Raw genomic sequence first — 23,817 nt, 5'->3', positions numbered from 1 at the left:
CGTACCGACCTCTCACGTGAGATAGAGCGAGCCAATACGCACAACAGCAGCCAACAATACCGGGCCGGGGGCACTGACTCCAAACCGGCCCGGCATCGCCGCCGCGGAATCAGCGGTCCCGGACGACCCGGGCCTCGTCCCAGACCGGCTCGGGCGACTCGTAGACCCGGCCGTCCGAGCCGAACACCAGGAACCGGTCGAAGGTCCGGGCGAACCAGCGGTCGTGGGTGACGCACAGCACCGTGCCGTCGAACGCCTCCAGGCCCTGCTGCAGCGCCTCCGCGCTCTCCAGGTCCAGGTTGTCGGTCGGCTCGTCCAGCAGCAGCGCCGTCACGCCCGACAGCTCCAGCTTGAGGATCATCAGCCGGGCCTGCTGCCCGCCGGACAGCGACTCGAACTTCTGCTCCTCCTGCCGGTCCAGCTCGTAGCGGCGCAGCGCCGACATCGCGGCGCCGCGGGACAGCGCGTGCTCCTCCTCGACGATCGCCCGCACCGTGCGGCCCAGCAGCTCCGGGTGCGCGTGGGTCTGCCGGAAGTGCCCCGGCACCACCCGGGCGCCGAGCTTCCAGGTGCCGCCGTGCTTCACCGACTCGTCGCCGGCCAGCAGCCGCAGGAAGTGCGACTTGCCGGAGCCGTTCGAGCCCAGCACGCCGACCCGCTCGCCGTAGAAGACCTCCAGGTCGAACGGCTTCATCAGCCCGGTCAGCTCCAGGCCCTGCATGGTGAACGCCCGCACGCCGGTGCGGCCGCCCTTCAGCCGCATGCTGATGGACTGCTCGCGCGGCGGCGCCTCCGGCGGGCCAGCGTCCTCGAACTTCTTCAGCCTGGTCTGCGCGGCCGCGTACCGGGACGCCATCTCGTGGCTGACCGCCGCCGCCTGCCGCAGCGTCACCACCAGCTTCTTCAGCTTGGCGTGCTCCTCGTCCCACCGGCGGCGCAGCTCCTCGAACCGCTCGAACCGGGCCTTGCGCGCATCGTGGAAGGTGTCGAAGCCGCCACCGTGCACCCACACGCTGGAGCCGGCCGCGCCGGACTCCACCGCGATGATCTTCTCGGCGGTACGGGAGAGCAGCTCGCGGTCGTGCGAGATGTACAGCACCGTCTTGTTGGTGGCCCGGATCGCCTCTTCCAGCCAGCGCTTGCCCGGTACGTCCAGGTAGTTGTCCGGCTCGTCCAGCAGCAGCACCTCGTCGGGGCCGCGCAGCAGGGCCTCCAGCACCAGCCGCTTCTGCTCACCGCCGGACAGCGTGTTCAGCCCCCGCCACTGCGCGCGGTCGAACGACATGCCGAGCGCGGCCATGGTGCAGACGTCCCAGTCGGCCTCGTACTCGTAGCCGCCGACGTCCGACCAGTCGGAGAGCGCCTGCGCGTACGCCATCTGCGACTTCTCGTCGTCCTGCGCGATCATCGCCAGTTCGGCGGCGTCCACCCGGCGGGCGGCGTCCGCGATCCGCTTCGGCGCGACCGAGACCAGCAGGTCCCGCACCGAGGCGTCGGCGGCCAGCGCACCCGGGGTGTCCTTCGCGTCCTCCCGGCCGGTGGTACCGACGAACTGGCGCATCACGCCCAGCCCGCCGCTCACCGTCACCGAACCGCCGTGCGGCTGCACATCCCCCGCGATCATGCGCAGCAGCGTGGTCTTCCCCGCGCCGTTCGCGCCGACCAGCGCCACGGCCGCGCCCTCGCCGACGCGGAAGGACGCGTCGTCGAACAGCACCCGCCCGTCCGGCAGGTAGTACTCCAGGTGCGAGATTTCGACGTGTCCCATGCCACGGAATTGTGCCAAGCCCTCGCCGGGCGACAAAACGGATTACCTGTCACCCCCCGAGTACCCGCGCCCCGCCAGGGGCGCGGGGAACCGCGCGAAGCGGGAGGGCACCCTCAGTCGGATCCGCCCGACGCGGATGCCGTGGCACCCTCGGCGGCATCCCCGCCCAGAGTCCGAAGCCGCCGCGAAACCCGATTCCGCTCTGCCAGCAGCGAGTCCTCCGGGTACCCGACCTCCTCCAGCGTCAGCCCGTGCGGCCGGATGACGTTCACCGCCGAGTTCCGCACCCCGCCGGCCAGCACCTCGCCCGGGAACTCCACCGGCCGGTGCCCGTCGCCGACCAGCAGCATCGCGCCGACCAGCGCGCGCACCATGTTGTGGCAGAACGCGTCCGCCCGCACCGTCGCCACCGCCAGCGAGCCCTCCTGGGCGGCGTACGGGTCGATCGGCACCCGCTCCCAGTGGACTTCCAGCAGGGTGCGGATGGTCGTCGCGCCCTCGCGCTTCTTGCAGTAGGCGGCGAAGTCGTGCTCGCCGACGAGCAGCTTCGCGGCGGCGTTCATCTTCTCCACGTCCAGCGGCCGGTCGTGCCACAGCACGTGCCCGCGCAGCATCGGGTCGACCCCGCCCTGGTGGTCGGCGACCCGGTACGCGTACCGCCGCCAGATCGCGGCGAACCGCGCGTCGAACCCGTGCGGTGCCTCGGAGAGCCGGTACACCCGGACGTCGGCCGGCAGCCGCCCGGCGAGCCTGCGCAGCAGCTTCTCGCCGTGCTGGGCCCACAGCTCGTCCGGCAGGTCGACGTGCGCGACCTGCCCGCGCGCGTGCACCCCGGCGTCGGTCCGCCCGGCCACGGTCAGCGGGAAGTTCTCTTCGCTCCGCAGCACGATCCGCAGTGCGTCTTCGAGCTCGCCCTGCACGGTGCGCCGTCCGCGCTGCCGGGCCCAGCCGGAGAACTCCGCGCCGTGGTACGCCAGATCCAGCCTGATCCGGGTGTGCCCGTCGGCCGGGCCGTCCTTCACCGGCGGCTGCTCCGCGCAGTCGTTCACCACTCCAACTCCCCTGTCTCGCTGCTGAGATGCGAACGGGCCCGCTCCCCCGTCGGACGGGAGAGCGGGCCCGGTCACGGACCTAGGAGGCTCAGGCCTCGGTGGTCTCGGCCTCGTCGGCCTTGGCCTCGGCGGCCTGGTCGGCCTCCTTGACGGCGCGCTTGGCAGCGGCCTCGGCCTCGGCGACGGTCGCCTTGGTGGCGATCTCGCCCTCGACCAGCTCGATCACGGCCATCGGGGCGTTGTCGCCACGACGGGTGCCGATCTTGGTGATGCGGGTGTAACCGCCGGGGCGGTTCTCGAACCGCGGGGCGATCTCGGTGAAGAGGGTGTGCAGGACCGACACGTCGGTGATGGTCTTGCGCACCAGGCGACGGTTGTGGATGTCGCCCTTCTTCGCCTTGGTGATCAGCTTCTCCGCCAGCGGGCGCAGGCGACGGGCCTTGGCCTCGGTGGTGGTGATGCGGCCGTACTGGAACAGCTCGCGGGCCAGGCCGGCCAGCAGCAGCGGCTCGTGGTGCGGGCCGCCGCCGAGGCGGGCGCCCTTGGTGGGACGGGGCATGTTCAGCTCCTTGAATCTCCGACTGCGGCCGTACCAGGTACCGCAGCGGGCGTACGGACACCGCGTCCGCACGACTTTTCATGGTGCCGGGGGCGGTTCACTGGGAACCGCCCCCGGTGCCAAAACTCAGTACTGCTCGGTCTCCGCGTAGCCCTGGTCGTCCAGGTCGTCGGCGCCGAAGGCGTCGGCGGCAGCGGTCGGGTCGAATCCGGGCGGGCTGTCCTTGAGGGCCAGGCCCATGCCGGCCAGCTTCGCCTTGACCTCGTCGATCGACTTCGCACCGAAGTTGCGGATGTCGAGCAGGTCGGCCTCCGAGCGGGCAACGAGCTCACCCACGGTGTGGATGCCCTCGCGCTTGAGGCAGTTGTAGGAGCGGACCGTGAGCTCCAGCTCCTCGATCGGCAGCGCCAGGTCCGCGGCCAGGGCGGCGTCCGTCGGGGACGGACCCATGTCGATGCCCTCGGCGTCGACGTTCAGCTCGCGGGCCAGGCCGAACAGCTCGACCAGGGTCTTACCGGCCGACGCCATCGCGTCGCGCGGACGCATGGCGGGCTTGGTCTCGACGTCGACGATCAGCTTGTCGAAGTCGGTGCGCTGCTCGACACGGGTGGCCTCGACCTTGTAGGTGACCTTCAGCACGGGGCTGTAGATCGAGTCGACCGGGATGCGGCCGATCTCCTGGCCGGAAGCCTTGTTCTGCACGGCGGAGACGTAGCCGCGACCGCGCTCGACGGTCAGCTCCATCTCCAGCTTGCCCTTGCCGTTCAGGGTGGCGAGGACCAGCTCGGGGTTGTGCACCTCGACACCGGCCGGGGGCGCGATGTCGGCGGCGGTGACCACACCCGGGCCCTGCTTGCGCAGGTACATCACGACCGGCTCGTCATGCTCCGAGGAGACGACCAGCTGCTTGATGTTCAGGATGAGGTCGGTGACGTCCTCCTTGACGCCCGGCACGGTGGTGAACTCGTGCAGGACACCGTCGATGCGGATGCTGGTGACAGCGGCACCCGGGATCGAGGAGAGGAGCGTGCGACGGAGCGAGTTGCCGAGGGTGTAGCCGAAGCCCGGCTCCAGCGGCTCGATGACGAACCGCGAGCGGAACTCGTCGACAACCTCTTCGGTCAGCGAAGGACGCTGAGCGATAAGCATGTTCTGGATCCTCCAGTTGTCTTCGGCACCCACTATTTGATGCCGATGGAGTCAAGCGTACGGGGTCCCGCACAAAACGGGACCCCGTACAAGGTTTAAAACGCTATCCGTGCGCCCGAAGGCACCGGATCAAACGCGGCGGCGCTTCGGCGGACGGCAGCCGTTGTGCGGGGTGGGGGTGACGTCCTGGATCGAGCCGACCTCCAGGCCGGTGGCCTGGAGCGAACGGATCGCGGTCTCGCGGCCGGAGCCCGGACCCTTAACGAAGACGTCGACCTTGCGCATGCCGTGCTCCTGCGCGCGACGGGCAGCGGCCTCGGCGGCCATCTGCGCGGCGAACGGGGTGGACTTGCGCGAGCCCTTGAAACCGACGTGACCGGCGGAGGCCCAGGAGATCACGTTGCCCGAGGGGTCGGTGATCGAAACGATGGTGTTGTTGAACGTGCTCTTGATGTGGGCGTGCCCGTGAGCGACGTTCTTCTTCTCCTTGCGGCGGATCTTCTTCGCGCCGGCAGCCTGACGACCCTTGGGGGGCATAAGTCTGTTCTCCTACTGAGGTGGTCGGTCCGCTATCCCGCGGGCCGGAGGGATGTCCGGTTGACGGGACGGACTACTTCTTGCCCGGCTTCTTCTTACCGGCGATCGCGCGACGCGGGCCCTTACGGGTACGCGCGTTGGTGTGGGTGCGCTGACCGCGGACCGGCAGGCCACGGCGGTGACGCAGACCCTCGTAGCAGCCGATCTCGACCTTGCGGCGGATGTCGGCGGCGACGGCGCGGCGGAGGTCACCCTCGACCTCGAAGTTCGCGTCGATGAACTTCTGCAGCTTGACGAGGTCTTCCTCGGTGATGTCGCGGACGCGGACGTCCGGGCTCACACCGGTCTCGACCAGCGTCTGCTGGGCACGGGTACGGCCGATGCCGTAGACGTAGGTGAGGGCGATCTCGATCCGCTTTTCGCGGGGGAGATCAACGCCGGCGAGGCGTGCCATTGATGGCTCCTGTGGTTCTTCAGAGGTCTGACGAGCCGCCTACTCGCTGTCTCTCGACAGGGAGCCCCGGCCTCTGACCGGGGGTGGCAGTCCGTCCTGTTCGGACGGATCGGGCGGCCCGCGTATGACGTTGATGCGCGTCGCGCGAAGGTACTACGAGAAATGCTGGGGGGTGACTCAGCCCTGGCGCTGCTTGTGGCGCAGGTTGTCGCAGATCACCATGACCCGGCCGTGACGGCGGATCACCTTGCACTTGTCGCAGATCTTCTTGACGCTCGGCTTGACCTTCATGATCCAGGTTCTCCGGGGTCTCGATCTGGCAAGCCCCTCGTCAGGACGAGGGGTTGTTCCTACTTGTAGCGGTAGACGATCCGGCCGCGGGTCAGGTCGTAGGGGCTGAGCTCCACCACGACCCGGTCATCCGGAAGGATGCGGATGTAGTGCATGCGCATCTTGCCGCTGATGTGCGCGAGGACCTTGTGACCGTTCTGCAGCTCGACCTTGAACATCGCGTTCGGAAGAGACTCGATCACGGTGCCCTCGATCTCAATGGCGCCTTGCTTCTTAGCCATGAACTGCGAGATCCACCCTTCGGGTCCGGCTACCGTATGCGGAACGCTCGTGCGAACCAGGCTTCACCTCCACCCGGGAGAGACCTCCTGGGCTGAGGGCGTGCCGAAACACGCTACGAGAGAGCCGACGCACCATCGTAAACCAGGCACCACGTCGACGCGAAATTCTCAGCCCTTGGCCATCACCTGGATGGGCACCACCGGCTCCACCACGGCGGTGCACGCCGAGCAGCGACGGGCCGCCTCGGGGATCTCGGTCAGGCACTCGGGGCACGGCCGCTTGGGCGTGGCAGGCTTCTTCGGCATGTACCGGGCGGTGGCCTTGGAGACCGGCAGCACCACGCAGAAGTACAGCACCGCGGCGGTCAGGACGAACGCGATCAGCACGTTCAGGAACTGGCCGTACGGGAAGGTCACGCCGGCCACCGTGGCCTTGTACGCGCTGAAGTCGCCGGCCGCGCCGACCACCACGCCGAGCACCGGGGTGAGGAACGCGGTCACGAAGCCGGTCACGACTCCGGTGAACGCGGCACCGATGACCACACCGACGGCCATGTCGATGACGTTGCCGCGCATCATGAAGTCGCGGAAGCCCTTGAGCACTGTCTCTCCTGGGGTAGCTGCTACGGGTACCAGCTGACGAAAATAGGACAAGAGGCCCGGGGGTCAAAACCCCCGGGCCTCGATCCGCCACTTTGAGACATGTCCCTCAAACCGCCGGCTGCCGCACGTACCGCCCCTGCGGGGTCAGCCCAGCGGGTCCGGCGCCGCGGTGACGCCCAGCTTGGCCAGCTCCGCCTTGCCGCCGTCGAACGCGGTCAGCACCAGCGGGCCCTGCTCGGTGATGGCCACCGAGTGCTCCCAGTGCGAGGCCCAGGTGCCGTCGGTGGTGACGACCGTCCAGTCGTCGTCCAGGATCGCCGTGTGCGGGGTGCCGAGCGAGACCATCGGCTCGATCGCCAGCACCGTGCCGGGCACCAGCTTCGGGCCCTTGCCGCGGCCGGCCACGTAGTTCAGCACGTGCGGCTCCATGTGCATGGCGGTGCCGATGCCGTGGCCGCCGTAGCCCTCGGTGATGCCCCACTTGCCCTTCGGCGGCAGCGGCTGGCGCCGGATGAAGCCCTCGATCGCCCGGGAGACGTCGACCAGGCGGTTGCCCTTCTTCATCTGGGCGATGCCGGCCCACATCGAGCCCTCGGTGACCTTCGACAGCATCACGTTCTCGTCGGCGGTCTCGCCGACCGCGACGGTGATCGCCGCGTCGCCGTGCCAGCCGTCCAGGATCGCGCCGCAGTCGATCGAGATCAGGTCGCCGGCCTTCAGCACCTTGTCGCCGGGGATGCCGTGCACGACCTCCTCGTTCACCGAGGCGCAGATCACGCCCGGGAACCACAGGCCGCCGTGGTCGGCCCGGAAGTTCGAGGTGGCACCGTGCTTGGCGATGACCTGGTCGGCGATGTCGTTCAGCTCGCCGGTGGTCACCCCCGGGACGACCGCCTCGCGGCACGCCTTCAGGGCCTCGGCGACGACCAGCCCGGCCGCCCGCATCTTGGCGATCTGCTCGGGGGTCTTGATCTCCACCATCTGGTCAACGCCTTCCACGTTCTGATTTCTGACTGCCTTCCACCGTACGACGCCGAGACGGCCGGGCCGCCCGCTTCGGGGCGACCCGGCCGTCTCACTGGCACGTGGCTCAGGCGTTCTTGTTCTTCTCCAGGGCGGCGACCGCGCGCTCGGTCACCTCGTCCACCTTGCCGAGGGCGGAGATGGTGACCAGCAGGCCCTGCTCCTGGTAGTAGCCGATGATCGGCTCGGTCTTGGAGTGGTACTCCTCCAACCGGACCCGCACGGCTTCCTCGGTGTCGTCCGAGCGCTGGTACAGCTCGCCGCCGCACTCGTCGCAGACGCCCTCGGTCTTCGGCGGGTTGTACGCCACGTGGAAGACGTGGGCGCCGTTCTTGCGGCACAGCCGGCGACCGGCGATCCGCTTGACGACCTCGTCCTCGGGGACCTCGAGGTCCAGCACGCCGTCCAGCGCGATGCCCTGCTCGGTCAGGAAGGCGTCCAGCGCCTCCGCCTGACCCAGGTTGCGCGGGAAACCGTCCAGCAGGAAGCCGTTGGCGGCGTCCTCCTGGAGCATGCGGTCCTTGGCCATCCCGATGGTGACCTCGTCGGGCACCAGGCGCCCGGCGTCCATGTATGCCTTCGCCTCGACACCCAGCGGGGTGCCCTGGCTGATGTTGGCACGGAACAGGTCACCCGTGGAGATGTGGGGAATGGACAGGGTCTTGGCCAGAACGTGCGCCTGAGTACCCTTCCCGGCCCCGGGGGGTCCGACGAGGACGATACGCATCAGCGGAGGAACCCTTCGTAATTACGCTGCTGGAGCTGGCTCTCGATCTGCTTCACAGTTTCGAGTCCGACGCCGACGACGATGAGCACGGAAGTGCCGCCGAACGGGAAGTTGGTCTGCTGCCCGAAGGCGACGAGGGCGACCATCGGGATCAACGCGATCAGGCCCAGGTACAGCGAACCCGGCCACGTGATGCGGGTGAGCACGTAGTTCAGGTACTCGGCCGTCGGTCGGCCGGCCCGGATGCCCGGGATGAACCCACCATACTTCTTCATATTGTCGGCAACTTCTTCGGGGTTGAAGGAGATGGCGACGTAGAAGAACGCGAAGAACACGATCAGTACGAAGTAGGTGGCCATGTAGATCGGGTGGTCACCCTTGATGAAGTGGTTCTTGATCCAAATCGCCCAGCCCGCCTGCGAGTTGGTCAGCTGCACCACCAGCGCCGGGATGTACAGCAGCGAGGAGGCGAAGATGACCGGGATCACACCGGCCTGGTTGACCTTCAGCGGGATGTAGGTCGACGTACCACCGAACGACCGGCGGCCGACCATCCGCTTCGCGTACTGGACCGGGATCCGGCGCTGGGCCTGCTCGACGAAGATGACCAGGCAGACCACGATGATGCCGACCAGGATGACCGCGGCGAACTCGCCCCAGCCGTCCAGCAGCTTGCCGGAGCCCTTGATGGCCCACATCGAGCCGGGGAAGCCGGCCGCGATCGAGGTGAAGATCAGGATGGACATGCCGTTGCCGATGCCGCGGTCGGTGATCAGCTCACCCAGCCACATGATCACCGTGGTGCCGGCGGTCATGATGATCACCATGGTGGCGATCCGGAAGATCGACTGGTCCGGAACGATGTTCTGACCCTGCGGGCAGCCGGAGAACAGCGCGCCGCTGGACGCGGTCGCGAGAATGCCGGTGCCCTGCAGCACCGCGAGCGCGATGGTCAGGTAACGGGTGTACTGGGTGATCTTCGCCTGGCCGGACTGCCCCTCCTTCTTCAGGGCCTCCAGCCGCGGAATGACCACGGTGAGCAGCTGCAGGATGATGCTGGCCGTGATGTACGGCATGATGCCGAGCGCGAAGATGGTCAGCTGCAGCAGCGCGTTGCCACTGAACAGGTTGACCAGCCCGAACAGGCCCTCCTTCTGGCCTGCCACGCACGCGTGAACGGCCTCGAAGTTGATTCCGGGCATCGGAATGTGGGCGCCCAGCCGGAACAGCACCATGATGCCCAGCGTGAACAGCAGCTTCTTGCGCAGGTCGGGCGTCTGGAACGCCCGCGCGAACGCACTGAGCACGGTGCCTCCTGCGCCTCCCGCGCGTCGTCGGCGGAAGGGTCGGTCCTGATGTGGGGTAAGGGAACTTCACGGACTCTAACAGTGCCCGGGTGCTCGACAGAAGCGCGCACTGCCGCTCCCCCACGCATGGGGTACGGCTTGCCCGGGTTTGACACACAAATACAGCACAGCTGTTCAAGCCGGAACGAAGCCGGGCCCCGCCCCCTCTTTCTCAAGAGGAGTGCGGGGCCCGGTTTCTGTCCGTGCGTCAGATCAGCGACGTCACAGCAGCTCGGTGACCGAGCCGCCCGCGGCGGTGATCTTCTCGGTGGCGGAGCCGGAGACGGCGTCAACCGTCACCTGCAGCGCAACCGCGATGTCGCCCTGGCCGAGAACCTTGACGAGCTCGTTCTTGCGAACGGCGCCCTTCGCGACCAGGTCGGCGACGGTGACCTCGCCACCGTTCGGGTAGAGCTCGGCCAGGCGGTCCAGGTTCACGACCTGGAACTGCTTGTGGGCCGGGTTCTTGAAGCCCTTCAGCTTCGGCAGGCGCATGTGGAGGGGCATCTGGCCACCCTCGAAGCGCTGCGGAACCTGGTAGCGGGCCTTGGTGCCCTTGGTACCACGACCTGCGGTCTTACCCTTGGAGCCCTCACCACGACCGACGCGGATCTTGTCGGTCTTGGCGCCGGGCGCCGGACGCAGGTTGTGGATCTTGATGGGGGAGTTGTCCGCCATTTCAGTCCACCTCCTCGACCGTGACCAGGTGGCGAACGGTGTGGACCATGCCGCGGATCTCCGGGCGGTCCTCCTTCACCACGGTGTCGTTCAGCCGCTTCAGGCCGAGCGAACGGAGGGTGTCACGGTGGTTCTGCTTGCTACCGATGTACGACTTGGTCTGGGTGACCTTCAGGCGAGCCATCAGGCGCTCACCCCAGCCGCACGGGCCCGGAGCAGCGCGGCCGGGGCCACGTCCTCCAGGGGCAGGCCACGACGGGCGGCGATCTCCTCGGGGCGCACGAGGCCCTTCAGAGCAGCCACGGTGGCGTGCACGATGTTGATCGCGTTGTCCGAGCCGAGCGACTTCGACAGGATGTCGTGAACGCCGGCGCACTCCAGGACGGCACGCACCGGGCCACCGGCGATAACACCGGTACCGGGGGACGCCGGCTTCAGCAGCACGACGCCGGCGGCCTTCTCGCCCTGGATCGGGTGCGGGATGGTGCCCTGGATACGGGGGACCTTGAAGAAGTTCTTCTTGGCCTCCTCAACACCCTTGGCGATGGCGGCCGGAACCTCCTTCGCCTTGCCGTAGCCGACACCGACGGTGCCGTCACCGTCGCCCACCACGACCAGCGCGGTGAAGCTGAAACGACGACCACCCTTGACAACCTTGGCGACACGGTTGATCGCGACGACGCGCTCGACGTAAGCAGTCTTCTCGGCGACCGGGGCGCCGCCCCGCTCGTCACGCTTACGGTCGCGCCGCTCGCCACCCGTGCCGCGACCGGCGCCGCCTTCGCGGCGCTGGGGTCCAGCCATTGGAATTACCTCTCTCGTTTACGTCCGCCGACAGAGTCGACGAGCGGCTTAGAAGTCGAGCCCGGCCTCGCGAGCCGCGTCCGCCAGAGCGGCGATGCGGCCGGCGTACCGGTTGCCCGCGCGGTCGAAGACGACCGACTCGACGCCGGCAGCCTTGGCGCGCTCGGCGACCAGGCTTCCGACCTTCTTGGCCAGCTCGGTCTTGTCGCCCTCGGCGCCCTTGATGGACACGTCGAGGGTGGACGCCGACGCCAGGGTGTGACCCTTGGCGTCGTCGATGACCTGGGCGACCATGTGGCGGTTCGAACGCGTCACGACGAGGCGCGGACGCACCTCGGTGCCGACGACGCGCTTACGAACGCGAATGGCGCGGCGCTTGCGGGCGGCGTTCTTGTAGGCGTTGCCCTTGCCGATCTTGACAGAGACGCTCATCGCTTACTTACCACTCTTTCCGACCTTGCGGCGGATGACCTCGCCCGCGTACTTGACGCCCTTGGCCTTGTACGGGTCGGGCTTGCGCAGCTTGCGGATCTTCGCGGCGATCTCGCCGACCTTCTGCTTGTCGGTGCCGTCCACGTGGAACTTGGTGGGCGTCTCGACGACGAAGCTGATGCCTTCCGGCGCCTCGACCAGAATCGGGTGGCTGTAGCCCAGCGCGAACTCCATGTTGGAGCCCTTCGCCGTGACTCGGTAACCGACACCGCTGATCTCCAGCGACTTGCGGTAGCCCGCGGTCACGCCGGTGATCATGTTCGCCACCAGCGTGCGCGACAGGCCGTGCAGGGCCTTCGACTGACGCTCGTCGTTCGGGCGGGTGACGACCAGAGTGCCGTCCTCGCCCTTGCCGATCTCGATCGGCGCGGCGACGACGTGGGTGAGCGAGCCCTTGGGACCCTTCACCGAGACCGTCTGGCCGTCGATGGTGACGTCCACACCAGCGGGAACCTGGATGGGCAGCCGTCCAATGCGCGACATTGCTGTACCTCCGTTTCCCGAATTACCAGACGTAGGCGAGAACTTCTCCGCCTACGCCCTTCTTGGCGGCCTGCTTGTCGGTCAGGAGGCCGGAGGACGTGGAGATGATCGCCACGCCCAGGCCGCCGAGAACCTTCGGCAGGTTGGTGGACTTTGCGTAAACACGCAGACCCGGCTTGCTGATGCGCTTGATGCCGGCGATGGAGCGCTCACGGTTCGGACCGAACTTGAGCTCGATGGTCAGCTTCTTGCCGACCTCGTTCTCGGTGGGGTCCTCAACCTTGTAGGAGGAGATGTAACCCTCCTGCTGCAGGATCTCGGCGACGTGCGCCTTGATCTTGCTCGACGGCATCACGACAGAGTCGTGGTACGCCGAGTTCGCGTTACGCAGACGAGTGAGCATGTCTGCGATCGGGTCGGTCATGGTCATGGTGGCCTCAGGCCTCTCTCGCCGTGGTTTCTCCGCACCAGGTCCCCCTCCGCGCACTCGTGAAAGAGTGCGAAAGGGGCACAAGCGCAGGGGACCTACGTCGTAGTAAGACTGGGTTGCGCGAGCCCTCACTCAGAGAGCCACGGAACGTCCGGAAAAAGACGCCGCGGCAGGGGCCCGACCCCGCAACCTTACGGGATCCCTCGCGGGACTCCAAAAGCCGGGGGGTCGGGCACACTGCTTCGCTGGTCAGAGCAGCTGGTAAGGGATTACCAGGAGCTCTTGGTCACGCCCGGCAGCTCGCCGCGGTGCGCCATCTCACGGAGGCACACACGGCACAGGCCGAACTTGCGGTACACCGAGTGCGGACGGCCGCAGCGCTGGCACCGGGTGTACGCCCGGACGCCGAACTTCGGCTTGCGCTCGGACTTAGCGATCAGGGCCTTCTTCGCCATGGCTCACGCCTCCTTGAACGGGAAGCCCAGAGCGCGCAGCAGCGCCCGGCCCTCATCGTCGGTCTGAGCGGTGGTCACGACGGTGATGTCCATACCGCGCTGACGGTCGACCTTGTCCTGGTCGATCTCGTGGAACATAACCTGCTCGGTCAGACCGAAGGTGTAGTTGCCACGGCCGTCGAACTGCTTCGGCGAGAGGCCGCGGAAGTCACGGATACGCGGCAGAGCCAGCGACACCAGACGGTCCGTGAACTCCCACATGCGGTCACCACGGAGGGTGACGTGGCAGCCGATGGGCTGGCCCTCGCGCAGCTTGAACTGCGCGATGGACTTGCGGGCCTTGGTGACGGCCGGCTTCTGACCGGTGATCGCGGTCAGGTCCTTGATGGCACCCTCGATCAGCTTGCTGTCACGGGCGGCCTCGCCGACACCCATGTTGACCACGACCTTGACCAGGCCGGGAATCAGCATGACGTTCTCGTACGAGAACTGCTCGTTCAGCTGACCCTTGACCTCGGAGAGGTACTTCTCCTTGAGGCGGGGGGTCACCTTCTCAACAGTCGTCTCAGACATCAGATGTCCTCACCGGTCCGCTTGGCAACGCGGATCTTGTTGCCCTGGTCGTCAAAGCGGTAGCCGACGCGGGTAACGACCTTCTTGCCGTCCTTCTCCACGACCAGCTGGACGTTGGAGACGTGCACCGGGGCCTCGACGGTCACGATGCCACCCTGCGTGCCGGGGCCCGGCTTGGTGTGCTTCTTGACCCGGTTGACACCCTCGACCAGGACCTTGTTGTCAGCCGGCATGGCCTGAATGACCTTGCCCTGCTTGCCCTTGTCCTTGCCGGTGATGACCTGGACCAGGTCACCCTTCTTGATCTTCATGCTGTTCGCCATGGGTCAGAGCACCTCCGGCGCCAGCGAGATGATCTTCATGAACTTCTTGTCGCGCAGCTCGCGGCCCACCGGGCCGAAGATGCGGGTACCGCGGGGGTCGCCATCGGTGTTCTTGAGAACGACAGCGGCGTTCTCGTCGAAACGGATGTACGAGCCGTCCGGACGGCGGCGCTCCTTGACGGTGCGAACGACGACGCACTTGACGACGTCGCCCTTCTTCACCGAACCGCCGGGGATCGCGTCCTTGACGGTGGCGACGATGACGTCGCCGATACCGGCGTAGCGGCGACCGGAGCCACCGAGAACGCGGATGCAGAGGATTTCCTTCGCACCCGTGTTGTCGGCGACGCGCAGTCGCGACTCCTGCTGGATCACAGCTTTCTCCTGATCGTCAACAAGTGTTGACGGGCCGGCCGCTGCTCACACCCGCGTCCCTGGGGACCTGGTGCACATACGGCCGTACCGCGAACAACCTTGTTACTTGGCCTTCTCGAGGATCTCGACGACGCGCCAGCGCTTCGTCGCGGACAGCGGCCGGGTCTCCATCAGGAGGACACGGTCGCCGACACCGCACGCGTTCTGCTCGTCGTGCGCCTTCAGCTTGTTGGTACGGCGGATGACCTTGCCGTACAGCGCGTGCTTGACGCGGTCCTCGACGGCGACGACGACGGTCTTGTCCATCTTGTCGCTGACGACGAGACCCTCGCGGGTCTTGCGGAAACCGCGCGTCTCGTTGGTGTTCTCAGTCATCAGGCGTTCTCCACCGTCTCGATGCCCAGCTCGCGCTCGCGCATCAGGGTGTAGATCCGCGCGATGTCCTTACGGACCAGCCGGAGCCGTCCGTGGTTGTCGAGCTGCCCGGTCGCCGCCTGGAAGCGGAGGTTGAACAGCTCCTCCTTGGCCTCACGGAGCTTGGCAACGAGGGCCTCGTTGTCCAGTTCGCGAAGCTCAGCAGCCTTGGTAGCGGCCGACATCAGCTCTCACCGTCCTCGCGCCGAACGATCCGGCACTTCATCGGAAGCTTGTGCGCGGCACGCGTGAGCGCCTCGCGGGCAATCTTCTCGTTCGGGTACGACAGTTCGAACATGACCCGACCCGGGTGCACGTTCGCGATCCACCACTCCGGCGAACCCTTACCGGAACCCATGCGGGTTTCGGCCGGCTTCTTGGTGAGCGGGCGGTCCGGGTAGATGTTGATCCAGACCTTGCCGCCACGACGGATGTGACGGGTGATCGCGATACGAGCGGACTCGATCTGACGGTTCGTCACGTAGGCCGGGGTCACGGCCTGGATGCCGAACTGGCCGAACGCCAGCTCGGTGCCACCCTTGGCAGCGCCGCGGCGCTTCGGGTGGTGCTGCTTGCGGTGCTTGACCCGACGGGGGATCAGCATGGGGGTCAGGCCTCCGTTCCGGTGTTCTCAGCAGCCGGAGCCTCGGCGGCGGCAGCCGGGGCCTGAGCCTCGGCAGCAGCAGCGGCGGGACGACGGCCACGGCCACCGCGCTCGCCACCGCGGCGCTCGCCACCGCGAGCGGGACGACCGCCCTCGGGACGGGCCGGACGGTTGCCGGAGCGGGCAGCGGCGTTCTCAGCGCGGACCTCGGCGATGTTCTTGACGTCGCCCTTGTAGATCCAGACCTTCACGCCGATGCGGCCGAAGGTGGTCTTGGCCTCGAAGAAGCCGTAGTCGACGTTCGCGCGCAGGGTGTGCAGCGGCACACGGCCTTCGCGGTAGAACTCCGAACGGCTCATCTCGGCGCCGCCGAGACGACCGGAGCACTGGACCTTGATGCCCTTGGCGCCGGCCTTCATGGTCGACTGCATGCTCTTACGCATGGCGCGACGGAAGGAGACACGGGAGGACAGCTGCTCCGCGACGCCCTGAGCCACGAGCTGGGCGTCCAGCTCGGGGTTCTTGACCTCGAGGATGTTCAGCTGGACCTGCTTGCCGGTCAGCTTCTCCAGGTTGCCCCGGATCTTGTCGGCCTCCGCGCCGCGGCGGCCGATCACGATGCCCGGACGGGCGGTGTGGATGTCCACGCGGACGCGGTCACGGGTGCGCTCGATCTCAACCTTCGAGATGCCGGCGCGCTCCATGCCCTTCGTCATGAGACGACGGATCGCGACGTCTTCCTTGACGTAGTCCTTGTACAGCTTGTCGGCGTACCAGCGGGACTTGAAGTCCGTGCTGATGCCGAGGCGGAACCCGTGCGGGTTAACCTTCTGGCCCATTACCGGGTCCCTTCCTTGCTGCTGACGACCACGGTGATGTGGCTGGTCCGCTTGCGGATCCGGTAGGCACGGCCCTGGGCACGCGGACGGAACCGCTTCAGGGTCGGACCCTCGTCAACGTACGCCTCGGAGATGTAGAGGTCGTCCACGTTGGAGTGGTTGTAGTTGTGCGCGGCGTTGGCAATGGCGCTGTTGAGCACCTTGCCGACCGGCACGGTGGCAGCCTGCGGAGCGAAACGCAGGACCGCCTGGGCCTCCGTGGCCGGCAGGCCACGGATGAGGTCCACCACGCGGCGGGCCTTCATGGGCGTGACGCGGATGTACCGCGCCTGGGCCCTGGCTTCCATGGTTGTCCCCTTAATGGAGTAAGTCACTTTGTCGTTCTGGCGCTACAGCTCGGAAGCGATTAGCGACGCTTCGACTTGCGGTCTTCCTTCACGTGCCCCTTGAAGGTGCGCGTGGGAGCGAACTCGCCGAGCTTGTGGCCGACCATCGACTCGGTGACAAACACCGGGACGTGCTTGCGGCCATCGTGAACCGCGATCGTGTGGCCGAGCATGGCCGGGGAGATCACGGAACGACGGGACCAGGTCTTGATGACGTTCTGCGTGCCCGCCTCGTTCTGCACGTCCACCTTCTTCTGAAGGTGGCCGTCGATGAAGGGGCCCTTCTTGAGACTGCGCGGCATCTGACCTGCTCCTAGCGCTTCTTGTTGGTCTTGCGGCGGCGCACGATGAGCTTGTCCGACGCCTTGTTCGGGCGACGGGTGCGGCCCTCGGGCTTGCCCCACGGCGAGACCGGGTGGCGACCACCGGAGGTCTTACCCTCACCACCACCGTGCGGGTGGTCGATCGGGTTCATGGCCACACCACGCACGGTCGGGCGGACGCCCTTCCAGCGCATACGGCCGGCCTTGCCCCAGTTGATGTTCGACTGCTCGGCGTTGCCGACCTCGCCGACGGTCGCGCGGCAGCGCGCGTCCACCAGGCGGATCTCACCGGAGGGCATGCGCAGGTGCGCCATGCGACCCTCACGGGCGAGCAGCTGAATGCCGGAACCCGCGGAACGGGCCAGCTTGGCGCCACCGCCGGGACGGAGCTCCACCGCGTGAATGGTGGTACCGACCGGGATGTTGCGGAGCGGCAGGTTGTTGCCCGGCTTGATGTCGGCGCCAGCGCCGTTCTCGATCCGGTCACCCTGCGCAACGCCACGGGGGGCGATGATGTAGCGCTTCTCGCCGTCCGCGTAGTGCAGGAGCGCGATGCGCGCGGTGCGGTTGGGGTCGTACTCGATGTGAGCGACCTTGGCCGGCACGCCGTCCTTGTCGTGACGACGGAAGTCGATCAGACGGTAGGCGCGCTTGTGACCGCCACCCTGGTGGCGAGCAGTGACACGACCGGCGTTGTTACGGCCGCCCTTGCTGTGCAGCGGGCGAACCAGCGACTTCTCCGGCGTGGACCGCGTGATTTCGACGAAGTCGGCCACGCTCGAGCCACGACGGCCCGGCGTAGTCGGCTTGTACTTGCGGATACCCATTTCTGTCCTCGTCCTTTACGACGATCGCAGTCCCTGACGTGGCGTCAGGAGACCGGACCACCGAAGATGTCGATGCGGTTGCCCTCGGCCAGCGTCACGATCGCGCGCTTGGTGTCCTTGCGCTTGCCGAAGCCCGTCTTGGAGCGCTTGCGCTTGCCCTGGCGGTTCAGCGTGTTCACGGCCTCGACCTTGACCGAGAAGACCGACTCGACGGCCTGCTTGATCTGGGTCTTGTTGGCACCCGGCGCCACGACGAACGTGTACTTGTTCTCGTCGAGGAGCGAGTAGCTCTTCTCCGAGATGACCGGCTTGATCAGGACGTCACGGGGGTCCGTGAACGTCTTGGAGGTGATCTCGCTCATCAGGCGGCAGTCCCTTCGAGCTCGCCCTCAGCAGCAACGGCCTTGGCGGACGCGGCCGGACCGGCCACGAAACGCTCGAAGGCGGCCTGGGTGAAGACCACATCGTCGGAGACGAGCACGTCGTAGGTGTTCAGCTGGCCGGCGTCCAGGATGTGCACGTTCGCCAGGTTGCGAGCGGACAGGATGCCCAGCTCGTCCTCGCGCTCGACCACCAGGAGGAGGTTCTTGCGCTCGGAGATCTTGCCGAACAGGGCCTTGGCGGCCTTGGTCGACGGCGCCTCGGTCGCGGTCACGCCGGTCACGACGTGGATGCGCTCGTGACGGGCCCGGTCGGTGAGCGCGCTGCGCAGGGCGGCGGCGATCATCTTCTTCGGGGTCCGCTGCGAGTAGTCACGCGGCACGGGACCGTGCACGACGCCACCACCGGCGAACTGCGGCGCGCGGGTCGAACCCTGGCGGGCGCGACCGGTGCCCTTCTGGCGGTACGGCTTCTTGCCGCCACCACGGACCTCGCCACGACGCTTGACCTTGTGAGTGCCCTGACGGGCCGCAGCGAGCTGCGCGACGACGACCTGGTGCATCAGCGGAACGCTGACCTTGGCGTCGAAGATCTCGGCGGGCAGCTCGACGCTGCCGGCCTTGTCGCCGGCCGGCGACAGAATGTCAATGGTGCTCATATCCTTCACAGCCCCTTCGCCGCGGTGCGGACGAGGACGAGGCCGCCGTTCGGACCCGGGATCGCGCCCTTGATGAGCAGCAGACCCTTCTCCGCGTCGACCGCGTGCACGGTCAGGTTCTGGGTGGTCACGCGCTCGTGACCCATCCGACCCGCCATGCGCATGCCCTTGAACACACGACCCGGGGTGGCGCAGCCACCGATGGAGCCGGGCGAACGGTGCTTGCGCTGGGTGCCGTGACCGGCGCCGAGGCCCTTGAAGTTGTGACGCTTCATGACACCGGCGAAGCCCTTGCCCTTGGAGGTGCCGGTCACGTCGACCTTGACACCCGCCTCGAACAGCTCAGCGGTGATCTCCTGGCCCAGGGTGTACTCGGACGCGTCCGAGGTACGCAGCTCAACCAGGTGGCGGCGGGGGGTGACACCGGCCTTGGCGAAGTGGCCCTGGAGGGGCTTGTTCACCTTGCGGGGGTCGATCTCGCCGAAGCCGATCTGGACGGCGTCGTAGCCGGCCGGGCTGTCGGCGGTGTGGACCTGGGTCACGACATTGGGCCCAGCCTTGACGACGGTCACCGGGACAACCCGGTTGTTCTCGTCCCAGACCTGGGTCATGCCGAGCTTCTCGCCCAGGATGCCCTTCATCTGCTTAGCCATCTTCGGTGCGCCTCTCAGAGCTTGATCTCGATGTCGACGCCCGCCGGCAGGTCGAGACGCATCAGCGAGTCAACCGTCTTCGGCGTGGGGTCGAGGATGTCGATCAGACGCTTGTGAGTGCGCATCTCGAAGTGCTCGCGCGAGTCCTTGTACTTGTGCGGCGAGCGGATGACGCAGTAAACGTTCTTCTCAGTGGGCAGCGGCACCGGGCCCGCGACCTGCGCACCAGTGCGGATCACCGTCTCGACGATCTTCTTCGCCGAGGAGTCGATGACCTCGTGGTCGTAGGCCTTGAGCCGGATGCGGATCTTCTGTCCCGCCATGGCTACTCCGTAGTCCTTTGTGTCGTACGTTGCCTCGCGACCCACCTCCGACCCCCGCGCTCGGGCGTGTCGCACTCGCGCCTGCAAAAAACCGGCGAACAGATTCGTCGGCTTCAAACTGCTGGAGAGAGGTGAGCCGGGCTGATACCCCGCGTACGCTTCCCGGAAGATTCCCGTACTTTCGCCCCGCAGCTGCCGCGGTGTCGCTTACACACCACTGCACCCACACACAGCACGTGGGCACATGAACGGCCATTCACGGGAACGACGAGTACATGGGACTCGCTTCCAGTCCTCCCGACGGGAGGCGCGCAGCATCGGTACTCAACCGAGCAACTCAGTCATCCTGCCACAGATTGCGGCCGATACGCCAATCGGTATCGCCCGTAGCAGTGCACGTCACACCGGGTGCGCCCGGCGGGGCCGCCCGGACATGCCGAGGGCCCGGCCCCCTCCCTCGCGGGAGCGGACCGGGCCCTGCAGTTGACCAGAGGTCAGATCGGCAATTACTTGACGATCTTGGTGACCTGGCCGGCGCCGACGGTACGGCCACCCTCACGGATGGCGAACTTCAGGCCCTCCTCCATGGCGACGGGCTGGATCAGCGCGACGGTCATGGCGGTGTTGTCGCCCGGCATGACCATCTCGGTGCCCTCGGGGAGGGTCACGACGCCGGTCACGTCCGTGGTACGGAAGTAGAACTGCGGGCGGTAGTTGTTGAAGAACGGGGTGTGACGGCCACCCTCGTCCTTCGACAGGATGTAGGCCTGGGCCTCGAAGTCGGTGTGCGGGGTAACCGAACCCGGCTTGATGATGACCTGGCCGCGCTCGACATCCTCGCGCTTGATGCCACGGAGCAGCAGACCGACGTTCTCACCGGCCTGGCCCTCGTCGAGCAGCTTGCGGAACATCTCGATACCGGTGACCGTGGTGGTGGTCTTGGTGGTCTTGATGCCGATGATGTCGACGGTCTCGTTGACCTTGAGGATGCCACGCTCGATACGACCGGTGACGACGGTGCCACGACCGGTGATCGTGAAGACGTCCTCGATCGGCATCAGGAACGGCTGGTCGGTGAGGCGAGCCGGGGTCGGGATGGCCTCGTCGACCGCGTGCATCAGGCCGAGGAGCTTCTCGCCCCACTCCTTGTCGCCCTCCAGCGCCTTCAGCGCGGAGACGCGGACGACCGGCAGGTCGTCGCCCGGGAACTCGTACTCGGAGAGGAGCTCACGAACCTCGAGCTCGACGAGCTCCAGGATCTCCTCGTCGTCCACCATGTCGGCCTTGTTCAGGGCGACAACGATGTAGGGGACGCCGACCTGGCGGGCCAGGAGGACGTGCTCCTTGGTCTGCGGCATCGGGCCGTCGGTGGCGGCGACGACGAGGATCGCACCGTCCATCTGGGCCGCACCGGTGATCATGTTCTTGATGTAGTCCGCGTGACCCGGGCAGTCGACGTGGGCGTAGTGACGCGCCTCGGTCTGGTACTCGACGTGCGCGATCGAGATGGTGATACCGCGCTGACGCTCCTCCGGCGCCTTGTCGATCTGGTCGAACGGCGTGAAGGGGTTGATGTCCGGGTACGCGTCGTGCAGCACCTTGGTGATGGCCGCGGTCAGCGTGGTCTTACCGTGGTCGATGTGACCGATGGTGCCGATGTTGACGTGGGGCTTCGTCCGCTCGAACTTCGCCTTCGCCACTGCAGTCCTCCTGAGGACAGTTCTGTACGCCGTACGACGTCAGTTGGTCTGGATCGGGTTTGGAACGGGGCGCTGGTCGCGCCCCATGCCGTCCCGCGGGTGGGGGTGCCGGAGGGCTCCCGGGCGGAACCCGGACGGGTGACGCCCGGGTGCCCTCCTTCTAGCCTAAAGGGTCTGATTCATCCCGATTACCGGGACGTCACTCGCCCTTGGCCTTGGCGATGATGTCGTCCGCCACGTTCCGCGGAACCTCGGCGTACGAGTCGAACTGCATCGAGTAGCTTGCGCGACCAGAGGTCTTGCTGCGCAGGTCACCGACGTAGCCGAACATCTCGGAGAGCGGCACCAGCGCCTTGACGACGCGGGCACCGTGACGCTCCTCCATGGCCCGGATCTGGCCACGGCGGGAGTTGATGTCGCCGATCACGTCGCCCATGTAGTCCTCGGGGGTGGTGACCTCGACGGCCATCATCGGCTCGAGCAGAGCCGGCGACGCCTTGCGGGCACCTTCCTTGAACGCCATGGAACCGGCGATCTTGAACGCGAGCTCGGACGAGTCGACGTCGTGCGCCGCACCGTCGAGCAGGGTCACGCGAACGCCCTGGAGCGGGTAACCGGCGAGAACGCCGAACTCCATGGCCTCCTGGCAACCGGCGTCGACCGACGGGATGTACTCGCGCGGGACGCGGCCACCGGTGACCTTGTTGAGGAACTCGTAGCCCTCGCCGGACTCGAGCGGCTCGATCGCGATCTGGATCTTCGCGAACTGGCCGGAGCCACCGGTCTGCTTCTTGTGCGTGTAGTCGATACGCTCGACGGCCTTGCGGATCGTCTCGCGGTACGCGACCTGCGGCTTGCCGACGTTGGCCTCGACCTTGAACTCACGGCGCATACGGTCGACCAGCACCTCGAGGTGCAGTTCGCCCATACCCGCGATGATGGTCTGGCCGGTCTCTTCGTCGGTGTTGACCTGGAAGGACGGGTCCTCCTCGGCCAGGCGCTGGATGGCGACACCCAGCTTCTCCTGGTCGCCCTTGGACTTGGGCTCGATCGCGACGCGGATGACCGGGGCCGGGAAGTCCATGGACTCCAGGATGACCGGCTGCTTCTCGTCGGACAGCGTCTCACCGGTGGTGGTCTGCTTCAGGCCCATGACGGCGATGATGTCGCCGGCGCCCACCGAGTCGATCTCCTCACGCTTGTTCGCGTGCATGCGGTAGATCTTGCCGATGCGCTCCTTCTTGCCCTTGACGGAGTTCAGCACCGAGGTGCCGGACTCCAGGCGGCCGGAGTACACGCGGACGAAGGTGAGCTTGCCCAGGTGCGGGTCAGACATGATCTTGAACGCGAGGGCGGCGAGCGGCTCGTCGTCAGAAGCCTGACGGACGATCTTCTCCTCGTCGTTGCCCGGCTTCGTACCCTCGATGCCCTCGATGTCGAGCGGCGACGGCAGGTACTTCACGACCGCGTCGAGCAGGGGCTGAACGCCCTTGTTCTTGAACGCGGAGCCGCAGAAGATCGGGGTGAAGGACGACTCCAGGGTGCCCTTGCGGATCGCGGCGACCAGCAGCTCCTCGGGGATGTCCTCGCCCTCGAGGGCGAGCTCCATCACCTCGTCGCTGATGTTCGACACGGTGTCGATCAGGGCCTCGCGGTACTCCGCCGCCTGCTCGGCCAGGTCGGCCGGGATCTCGACGGTGTCGTACATCTCGCCCTTGGGGGCGTCGGCCGAGTAGACCAGGGCCTTCATCTTCACCAGGTCGACGACGCCGGTGAAGTCGGCCTCGGCACCGATCGGCAGCTGCATGACCAGCGGGGTGGCGCCGAGGCGGTCCACGATGGTCTGCACGCAGAAGAAGAAGTTGGCGCCCGTGCGGTCCAGCTTGTTGATGAAGCAGATGCGCGGGACGCCGTAGCGGTCAGCCTGCCGCCACACGGTCTCGGACTGGGGCTCGACACCGGCGACGCCGTCGAACACGGTCACGCCACCGTCGAGGACGCGCAGCGAGCGCTCCACCTCGACGGTGAAGTCGACGTGGCCCGGGGTGTCGATGATGTTGATCGTGTTCTCAACACCGTCGAGGGTCCAGTGGCAGGTCGTCGCGGCGGACGTGATGGTGATGCCGCGCTCCTGCTCCTGCTCCATCCAGTCCATGGTGGCAGCGCCATCGTGGACCTCACCGATCTTGTACGACACACCGGTGTAGAACAGGATCCGCTCGGTGGTGGTGGTCTTGCCCGCGTCGATGTGCGCCATGATCCCGATGTTGCGGACCTTGGCGAGGTCAAGGGAGGTTGCAGCCATG

General features: G+C 67.0%; 35 protein-coding genes. All 35 read right to left on the bottom strand.

Annotation, left to right across the window (positions count from 1 at the left end):
• Window positions 1-109 precede the first annotated feature (109 nt).
• Complete coding sequence (locus tag ACFYST_RS26835; RefSeq protein ID WP_387865991.1) at window positions 110-1,768, bottom strand: ABC-F family ATP-binding cassette domain-containing protein; 1,659 nt, start codon at window positions 1,766-1,768, stop codon at window positions 110-112.
• Between the two features lie 113 nt (window positions 1,769-1,881).
• A complete protein-coding gene (gene truA / locus ACFYST_RS26830) occupies window positions 1,882-2,790 on the bottom strand; it encodes a tRNA pseudouridine(38-40) synthase TruA (RefSeq protein WP_387644995.1) in 909 nt (302 codons plus the stop codon).
• Window positions 2,791-2,908: 118 nt separating this feature from the next.
• Window positions 2,909-3,379 (bottom strand): 50S ribosomal protein L17, encoded by a 471-nt coding sequence (gene rplQ, locus ACFYST_RS26825; protein ID WP_387644484.1) that lies wholly within the window; start codon window positions 3,377-3,379, stop codon window positions 2,909-2,911.
• A gap of 126 nt (window positions 3,380-3,505) precedes the next feature.
• Window positions 3,506-4,528 (bottom strand): DNA-directed RNA polymerase subunit alpha, encoded by a 1,023-nt coding sequence (locus ACFYST_RS26820; RefSeq protein ID WP_030457404.1) that lies wholly within the window; start codon window positions 4,526-4,528, stop codon window positions 3,506-3,508.
• 129 nt (window positions 4,529-4,657) lie between these two features.
• A complete protein-coding gene (gene rpsK, locus ACFYST_RS26815; protein ID WP_014136257.1) occupies window positions 4,658-5,065 on the bottom strand; it encodes a 30S ribosomal protein S11 in 408 nt (135 codons plus the stop codon).
• 73 nt (window positions 5,066-5,138) lie between these two features.
• Window positions 5,139-5,519: a 30S ribosomal protein S13 gene (rpsM, locus tag ACFYST_RS26810; RefSeq protein WP_387644481.1), complete on the bottom strand. Its 381-nt coding sequence runs from the start codon at window positions 5,517-5,519 to the stop codon at window positions 5,139-5,141.
• Window positions 5,520-5,696: 177 nt separating this feature from the next.
• Entirely contained in the window at window positions 5,697-5,810 is a 114-nt protein-coding gene (rpmJ, locus tag ACFYST_RS26805; RefSeq protein ID WP_003956441.1) for a 50S ribosomal protein L36, read from the bottom strand.
• A 59-nt stretch (window positions 5,811-5,869) separates the two neighbouring features.
• On the bottom strand, window positions 5,870-6,091 hold the full coding sequence (gene infA / locus ACFYST_RS26800; RefSeq protein ID WP_003956442.1) for a translation initiation factor IF-1: 222 nt from the start codon (window positions 6,089-6,091) through the stop codon (window positions 5,870-5,872).
• Between the two features lie 168 nt (window positions 6,092-6,259).
• Window positions 6,260-6,694, bottom strand: a complete 435-nt coding sequence (gene mscL / locus ACFYST_RS26795) for a large conductance mechanosensitive channel protein MscL (protein ID WP_387644479.1) — start codon at window positions 6,692-6,694, stop codon at window positions 6,260-6,262.
• Between the two features lie 144 nt (window positions 6,695-6,838).
• On the bottom strand, window positions 6,839-7,675 hold the full coding sequence (gene map / locus ACFYST_RS26790; RefSeq protein WP_387644476.1) for a type I methionyl aminopeptidase: 837 nt from the start codon (window positions 7,673-7,675) through the stop codon (window positions 6,839-6,841).
• Between the two features lie 109 nt (window positions 7,676-7,784).
• Window positions 7,785-8,444, bottom strand: coding sequence for an adenylate kinase (locus ACFYST_RS26785; protein ID WP_387644474.1), 660 nt, complete (start codon window positions 8,442-8,444; stop codon window positions 7,785-7,787).
• Window positions 8,444-9,751, bottom strand: a complete 1,308-nt coding sequence (gene secY, locus ACFYST_RS26780; RefSeq protein ID WP_387644473.1) for a preprotein translocase subunit SecY — start codon at window positions 9,749-9,751, stop codon at window positions 8,444-8,446. Before secY ends, ACFYST_RS26785 begins: the two co-directional genes overlap by 1 nt.
• Window positions 9,752-10,012: 261 nt before the next feature.
• Window positions 10,013-10,468 carry a 50S ribosomal protein L15 gene (gene rplO / locus ACFYST_RS26775; protein WP_387644470.1) on the bottom strand — a complete coding sequence of 152 codons (456 nt, stop codon included), beginning with the start codon at window positions 10,466-10,468 and terminating at the stop codon, window positions 10,013-10,015.
• Window position 10,469: 1 nt separating this feature from the next.
• Entirely contained in the window at window positions 10,470-10,652 is a 183-nt protein-coding gene (rpmD, locus tag ACFYST_RS26770) for a 50S ribosomal protein L30 (RefSeq protein ID WP_014136270.1), read from the bottom strand.
• Window positions 10,652-11,272 carry a 30S ribosomal protein S5 gene (rpsE, locus tag ACFYST_RS26765; RefSeq protein ID WP_043914567.1) on the bottom strand — a complete coding sequence of 207 codons (621 nt, stop codon included), beginning with the start codon at window positions 11,270-11,272 and terminating at the stop codon, window positions 10,652-10,654. The genes rpmD and rpsE overlap by 1 nt, the downstream gene beginning before the upstream one ends.
• 48 nt (window positions 11,273-11,320) lie before the next feature.
• A complete protein-coding gene (gene rplR / locus ACFYST_RS26760) occupies window positions 11,321-11,704 on the bottom strand; it encodes a 50S ribosomal protein L18 (protein WP_073807939.1) in 384 nt (127 codons plus the stop codon).
• A 3-nt stretch (window positions 11,705-11,707) separates the two neighbouring features.
• A complete protein-coding gene (gene rplF / locus ACFYST_RS26755) occupies window positions 11,708-12,247 on the bottom strand; it encodes a 50S ribosomal protein L6 (protein ID WP_387644464.1) in 540 nt (179 codons plus the stop codon).
• A 22-nt stretch (window positions 12,248-12,269) separates the two neighbouring features.
• Window positions 12,270-12,677, bottom strand: coding sequence for a 30S ribosomal protein S8 (gene rpsH / locus ACFYST_RS26750; protein WP_043914570.1), 408 nt, complete (start codon window positions 12,675-12,677; stop codon window positions 12,270-12,272).
• A gap of 269 nt (window positions 12,678-12,946) precedes the next feature.
• On the bottom strand, window positions 12,947-13,132 hold the full coding sequence (locus ACFYST_RS26745) for a type Z 30S ribosomal protein S14 (protein WP_008747480.1): 186 nt from the start codon (window positions 13,130-13,132) through the stop codon (window positions 12,947-12,949).
• A gap of 3 nt (window positions 13,133-13,135) precedes the next feature.
• Complete coding sequence (rplE, locus tag ACFYST_RS26740) at window positions 13,136-13,705, bottom strand: 50S ribosomal protein L5 (protein WP_387644459.1); 570 nt, start codon at window positions 13,703-13,705, stop codon at window positions 13,136-13,138.
• A complete protein-coding gene (gene rplX, locus ACFYST_RS26735; protein ID WP_035872243.1) occupies window positions 13,705-14,016 on the bottom strand; it encodes a 50S ribosomal protein L24 in 312 nt (103 codons plus the stop codon). The genes rplE and rplX overlap by 1 nt, the downstream gene beginning before the upstream one ends.
• Window positions 14,017-14,031: 15 nt before the next feature.
• A complete protein-coding gene (gene rplN, locus ACFYST_RS26730; protein WP_030300391.1) occupies window positions 14,032-14,403 on the bottom strand; it encodes a 50S ribosomal protein L14 in 372 nt (123 codons plus the stop codon).
• 102 nt (window positions 14,404-14,505) lie between these two features.
• A complete protein-coding gene (rpsQ, locus tag ACFYST_RS26725; RefSeq protein WP_014136278.1) occupies window positions 14,506-14,778 on the bottom strand; it encodes a 30S ribosomal protein S17 in 273 nt (90 codons plus the stop codon).
• Complete coding sequence (gene rpmC, locus ACFYST_RS26720) at window positions 14,778-15,002, bottom strand: 50S ribosomal protein L29 (RefSeq protein WP_030457414.1); 225 nt, start codon at window positions 15,000-15,002, stop codon at window positions 14,778-14,780. Before rpmC ends, rpsQ begins: the two co-directional genes overlap by 1 nt.
• Complete coding sequence (gene rplP, locus ACFYST_RS26715) at window positions 15,002-15,421, bottom strand: 50S ribosomal protein L16 (protein WP_030457415.1); 420 nt, start codon at window positions 15,419-15,421, stop codon at window positions 15,002-15,004. The genes rpmC and rplP overlap by 1 nt, the downstream gene beginning before the upstream one ends.
• Before the next feature lie 5 nt (window positions 15,422-15,426).
• On the bottom strand, window positions 15,427-16,260 hold the full coding sequence (rpsC, locus tag ACFYST_RS26710) for a 30S ribosomal protein S3 (protein WP_387644456.1): 834 nt from the start codon (window positions 16,258-16,260) through the stop codon (window positions 15,427-15,429).
• A complete protein-coding gene (gene rplV, locus ACFYST_RS26705) occupies window positions 16,260-16,607 on the bottom strand; it encodes a 50S ribosomal protein L22 (RefSeq protein ID WP_014136282.1) in 348 nt (115 codons plus the stop codon). Before rplV ends, rpsC begins: the two co-directional genes overlap by 1 nt.
• Before the next feature lie 59 nt (window positions 16,608-16,666).
• Complete coding sequence (rpsS, locus tag ACFYST_RS26700) at window positions 16,667-16,948, bottom strand: 30S ribosomal protein S19 (protein WP_043914586.1); 282 nt, start codon at window positions 16,946-16,948, stop codon at window positions 16,667-16,669.
• A gap of 11 nt (window positions 16,949-16,959) precedes the next feature.
• A complete protein-coding gene (gene rplB, locus ACFYST_RS26695) occupies window positions 16,960-17,796 on the bottom strand; it encodes a 50S ribosomal protein L2 (RefSeq protein ID WP_043914588.1) in 837 nt (278 codons plus the stop codon).
• A gap of 44 nt (window positions 17,797-17,840) precedes the next feature.
• Window positions 17,841-18,158 carry a 50S ribosomal protein L23 gene (gene rplW, locus ACFYST_RS26690; protein WP_100587177.1) on the bottom strand — a complete coding sequence of 106 codons (318 nt, stop codon included), beginning with the start codon at window positions 18,156-18,158 and terminating at the stop codon, window positions 17,841-17,843.
• Entirely contained in the window at window positions 18,158-18,835 is a 678-nt protein-coding gene (rplD, locus tag ACFYST_RS26685; RefSeq protein ID WP_387644451.1) for a 50S ribosomal protein L4, read from the bottom strand. The genes rplW and rplD overlap by 1 nt, the downstream gene beginning before the upstream one ends.
• 5 nt (window positions 18,836-18,840) lie before the next feature.
• Window positions 18,841-19,488, bottom strand: coding sequence for a 50S ribosomal protein L3 (rplC, locus tag ACFYST_RS26680; RefSeq protein WP_100587175.1), 648 nt, complete (start codon window positions 19,486-19,488; stop codon window positions 18,841-18,843).
• Between the two features lie 14 nt (window positions 19,489-19,502).
• Complete coding sequence (rpsJ, locus tag ACFYST_RS26675; RefSeq protein ID WP_012785157.1) at window positions 19,503-19,811, bottom strand: 30S ribosomal protein S10; 309 nt, start codon at window positions 19,809-19,811, stop codon at window positions 19,503-19,505.
• 506 nt (window positions 19,812-20,317) lie between these two features.
• Window positions 20,318-21,511: an elongation factor Tu gene (tuf, locus tag ACFYST_RS26670; RefSeq protein WP_030457430.1), complete on the bottom strand. Its 1,194-nt coding sequence runs from the start codon at window positions 21,509-21,511 to the stop codon at window positions 20,318-20,320.
• Between the two features lie 199 nt (window positions 21,512-21,710).
• On the bottom strand, window positions 21,711-23,816 hold the full coding sequence (gene fusA / locus ACFYST_RS26665; protein WP_387644446.1) for an elongation factor G: 2,106 nt from the start codon (window positions 23,814-23,816) through the stop codon (window positions 21,711-21,713).
• Window position 23,817 lies beyond the last annotated feature (1 nt).

The sequence above is a fragment of the Kitasatospora sp. NPDC004614 genome, assembly GCF_042873675.1.
Taxonomy (GTDB): Bacteria; Actinomycetota; Actinomycetes; order Streptomycetales; family Streptomycetaceae; genus Kitasatospora.
Note: the sequence above shows the minus strand (reverse complement) of the source record. Positions and strands in the feature narration are given on the sequence as shown.

Coding starts and splice junctions, on each gene's coding strand:
- ACFYST_RS26835 (WP_387865991.1), bottom strand. CDS start 1,768: ATGGGACACGTCGAAATCTCGCACCTGGAGTACTACCTGCCGGACGGG.
- rplQ (WP_387644484.1), bottom strand. CDS start 3,379: ATGCCCCGTCCCACCAAGGGCGCCCGCCTCGGCGGCGGCCCGCACCAC.
- ACFYST_RS26820 (WP_030457404.1), bottom strand. CDS start 4,528: ATGCTTATCGCTCAGCGTCCTTCGCTGACCGAAGAGGTTGTCGACGAG.
- rpsK (WP_014136257.1), bottom strand. CDS start 5,065: ATGCCCCCCAAGGGTCGTCAGGCTGCCGGCGCGAAGAAGATCCGCCGC.
- rpsM (WP_387644481.1), bottom strand. CDS start 5,519: ATGGCACGCCTCGCCGGCGTTGATCTCCCCCGCGAAAAGCGGATCGAG.
- rpmJ (WP_003956441.1), bottom strand. CDS start 5,810: ATGAAGGTCAAGCCGAGCGTCAAGAAGATCTGCGACAAGTGCAAGGTG.
- infA (WP_003956442.1), bottom strand. CDS start 6,091: ATGGCTAAGAAGCAAGGCGCCATTGAGATCGAGGGCACCGTGATCGAG.
- map (WP_387644476.1), bottom strand. CDS start 7,675: ATGGTGGAGATCAAGACCCCCGAGCAGATCGCCAAGATGCGGGCGGCC.
- ACFYST_RS26785 (WP_387644474.1), bottom strand. CDS start 8,444: ATGCGTATCGTCCTCGTCGGACCCCCCGGGGCCGGGAAGGGTACTCAG.
- rplO (WP_387644470.1), bottom strand. CDS start 10,468: ATGGCGGACAACTCCCCCATCAAGATCCACAACCTGCGTCCGGCGCCC.
- rpmD (WP_014136270.1), bottom strand. CDS start 10,652: ATGGCTCGCCTGAAGGTCACCCAGACCAAGTCGTACATCGGTAGCAAG.
- rpsE (WP_043914567.1), bottom strand. CDS start 11,272: ATGGCTGGACCCCAGCGCCGCGAAGGCGGCGCCGGTCGCGGCACGGGT.
- rplR (WP_073807939.1), bottom strand. CDS start 11,704: ATGAGCGTCTCTGTCAAGATCGGCAAGGGCAACGCCTACAAGAACGCC.
- rplF (WP_387644464.1), bottom strand. CDS start 12,247: ATGTCGCGCATTGGACGGCTGCCCATCCAGGTTCCCGCTGGTGTGGAC.
- rpsH (WP_043914570.1), bottom strand. CDS start 12,677: ATGACCATGACCGACCCGATCGCAGACATGCTCACTCGTCTGCGTAAC.
- ACFYST_RS26745 (WP_008747480.1), bottom strand. CDS start 13,132: ATGGCGAAGAAGGCCCTGATCGCTAAGTCCGAGCGCAAGCCGAAGTTC.
- rplE (WP_387644459.1), bottom strand. CDS start 13,705: ATGTCTGAGACGACTGTTGAGAAGGTGACCCCCCGCCTCAAGGAGAAG.
- rplX (WP_035872243.1), bottom strand. CDS start 14,016: ATGAAGATCAAGAAGGGTGACCTGGTCCAGGTCATCACCGGCAAGGAC.
- rpsQ (WP_014136278.1), bottom strand. CDS start 14,778: ATGACTGAGAACACCAACGAGACGCGCGGTTTCCGCAAGACCCGCGAG.
- rpmC (WP_030457414.1), bottom strand. CDS start 15,002: ATGTCGGCCGCTACCAAGGCTGCTGAGCTTCGCGAACTGGACAACGAG.
- rplP (WP_030457415.1), bottom strand. CDS start 15,421: ATGCTGATCCCCCGTCGGGTCAAGCACCGCAAGCAGCACCACCCGAAG.
- rpsC (WP_387644456.1), bottom strand. CDS start 16,260: ATGGGCCAGAAGGTTAACCCGCACGGGTTCCGCCTCGGCATCAGCACG.
- rplV (WP_014136282.1), bottom strand. CDS start 16,607: ATGGAAGCCAGGGCCCAGGCGCGGTACATCCGCGTCACGCCCATGAAG.
- rpsS (WP_043914586.1), bottom strand. CDS start 16,948: ATGCCGCGCAGTCTCAAGAAGGGCCCCTTCATCGACGGCCACCTTCAG.
- rplB (WP_043914588.1), bottom strand. CDS start 17,796: ATGGGTATCCGCAAGTACAAGCCGACTACGCCGGGCCGTCGTGGCTCG.
- rplW (WP_100587177.1), bottom strand. CDS start 18,158: ATGAGCGAGATCACCTCCAAGACGTTCACGGACCCCCGTGACGTCCTG.
- rplD (WP_387644451.1), bottom strand. CDS start 18,835: ATGAGCACCATTGACATTCTGTCGCCGGCCGGCGACAAGGCCGGCAGC.
- rplC (WP_100587175.1), bottom strand. CDS start 19,488: ATGGCTAAGCAGATGAAGGGCATCCTGGGCGAGAAGCTCGGCATGACC.
- rpsJ (WP_012785157.1), bottom strand. CDS start 19,811: ATGGCGGGACAGAAGATCCGCATCCGGCTCAAGGCCTACGACCACGAG.
- fusA (WP_387644446.1), bottom strand. CDS start 23,816: ATGGCTGCAACCTCCCTTGACCTCGCCAAGGTCCGCAACATCGGGATC.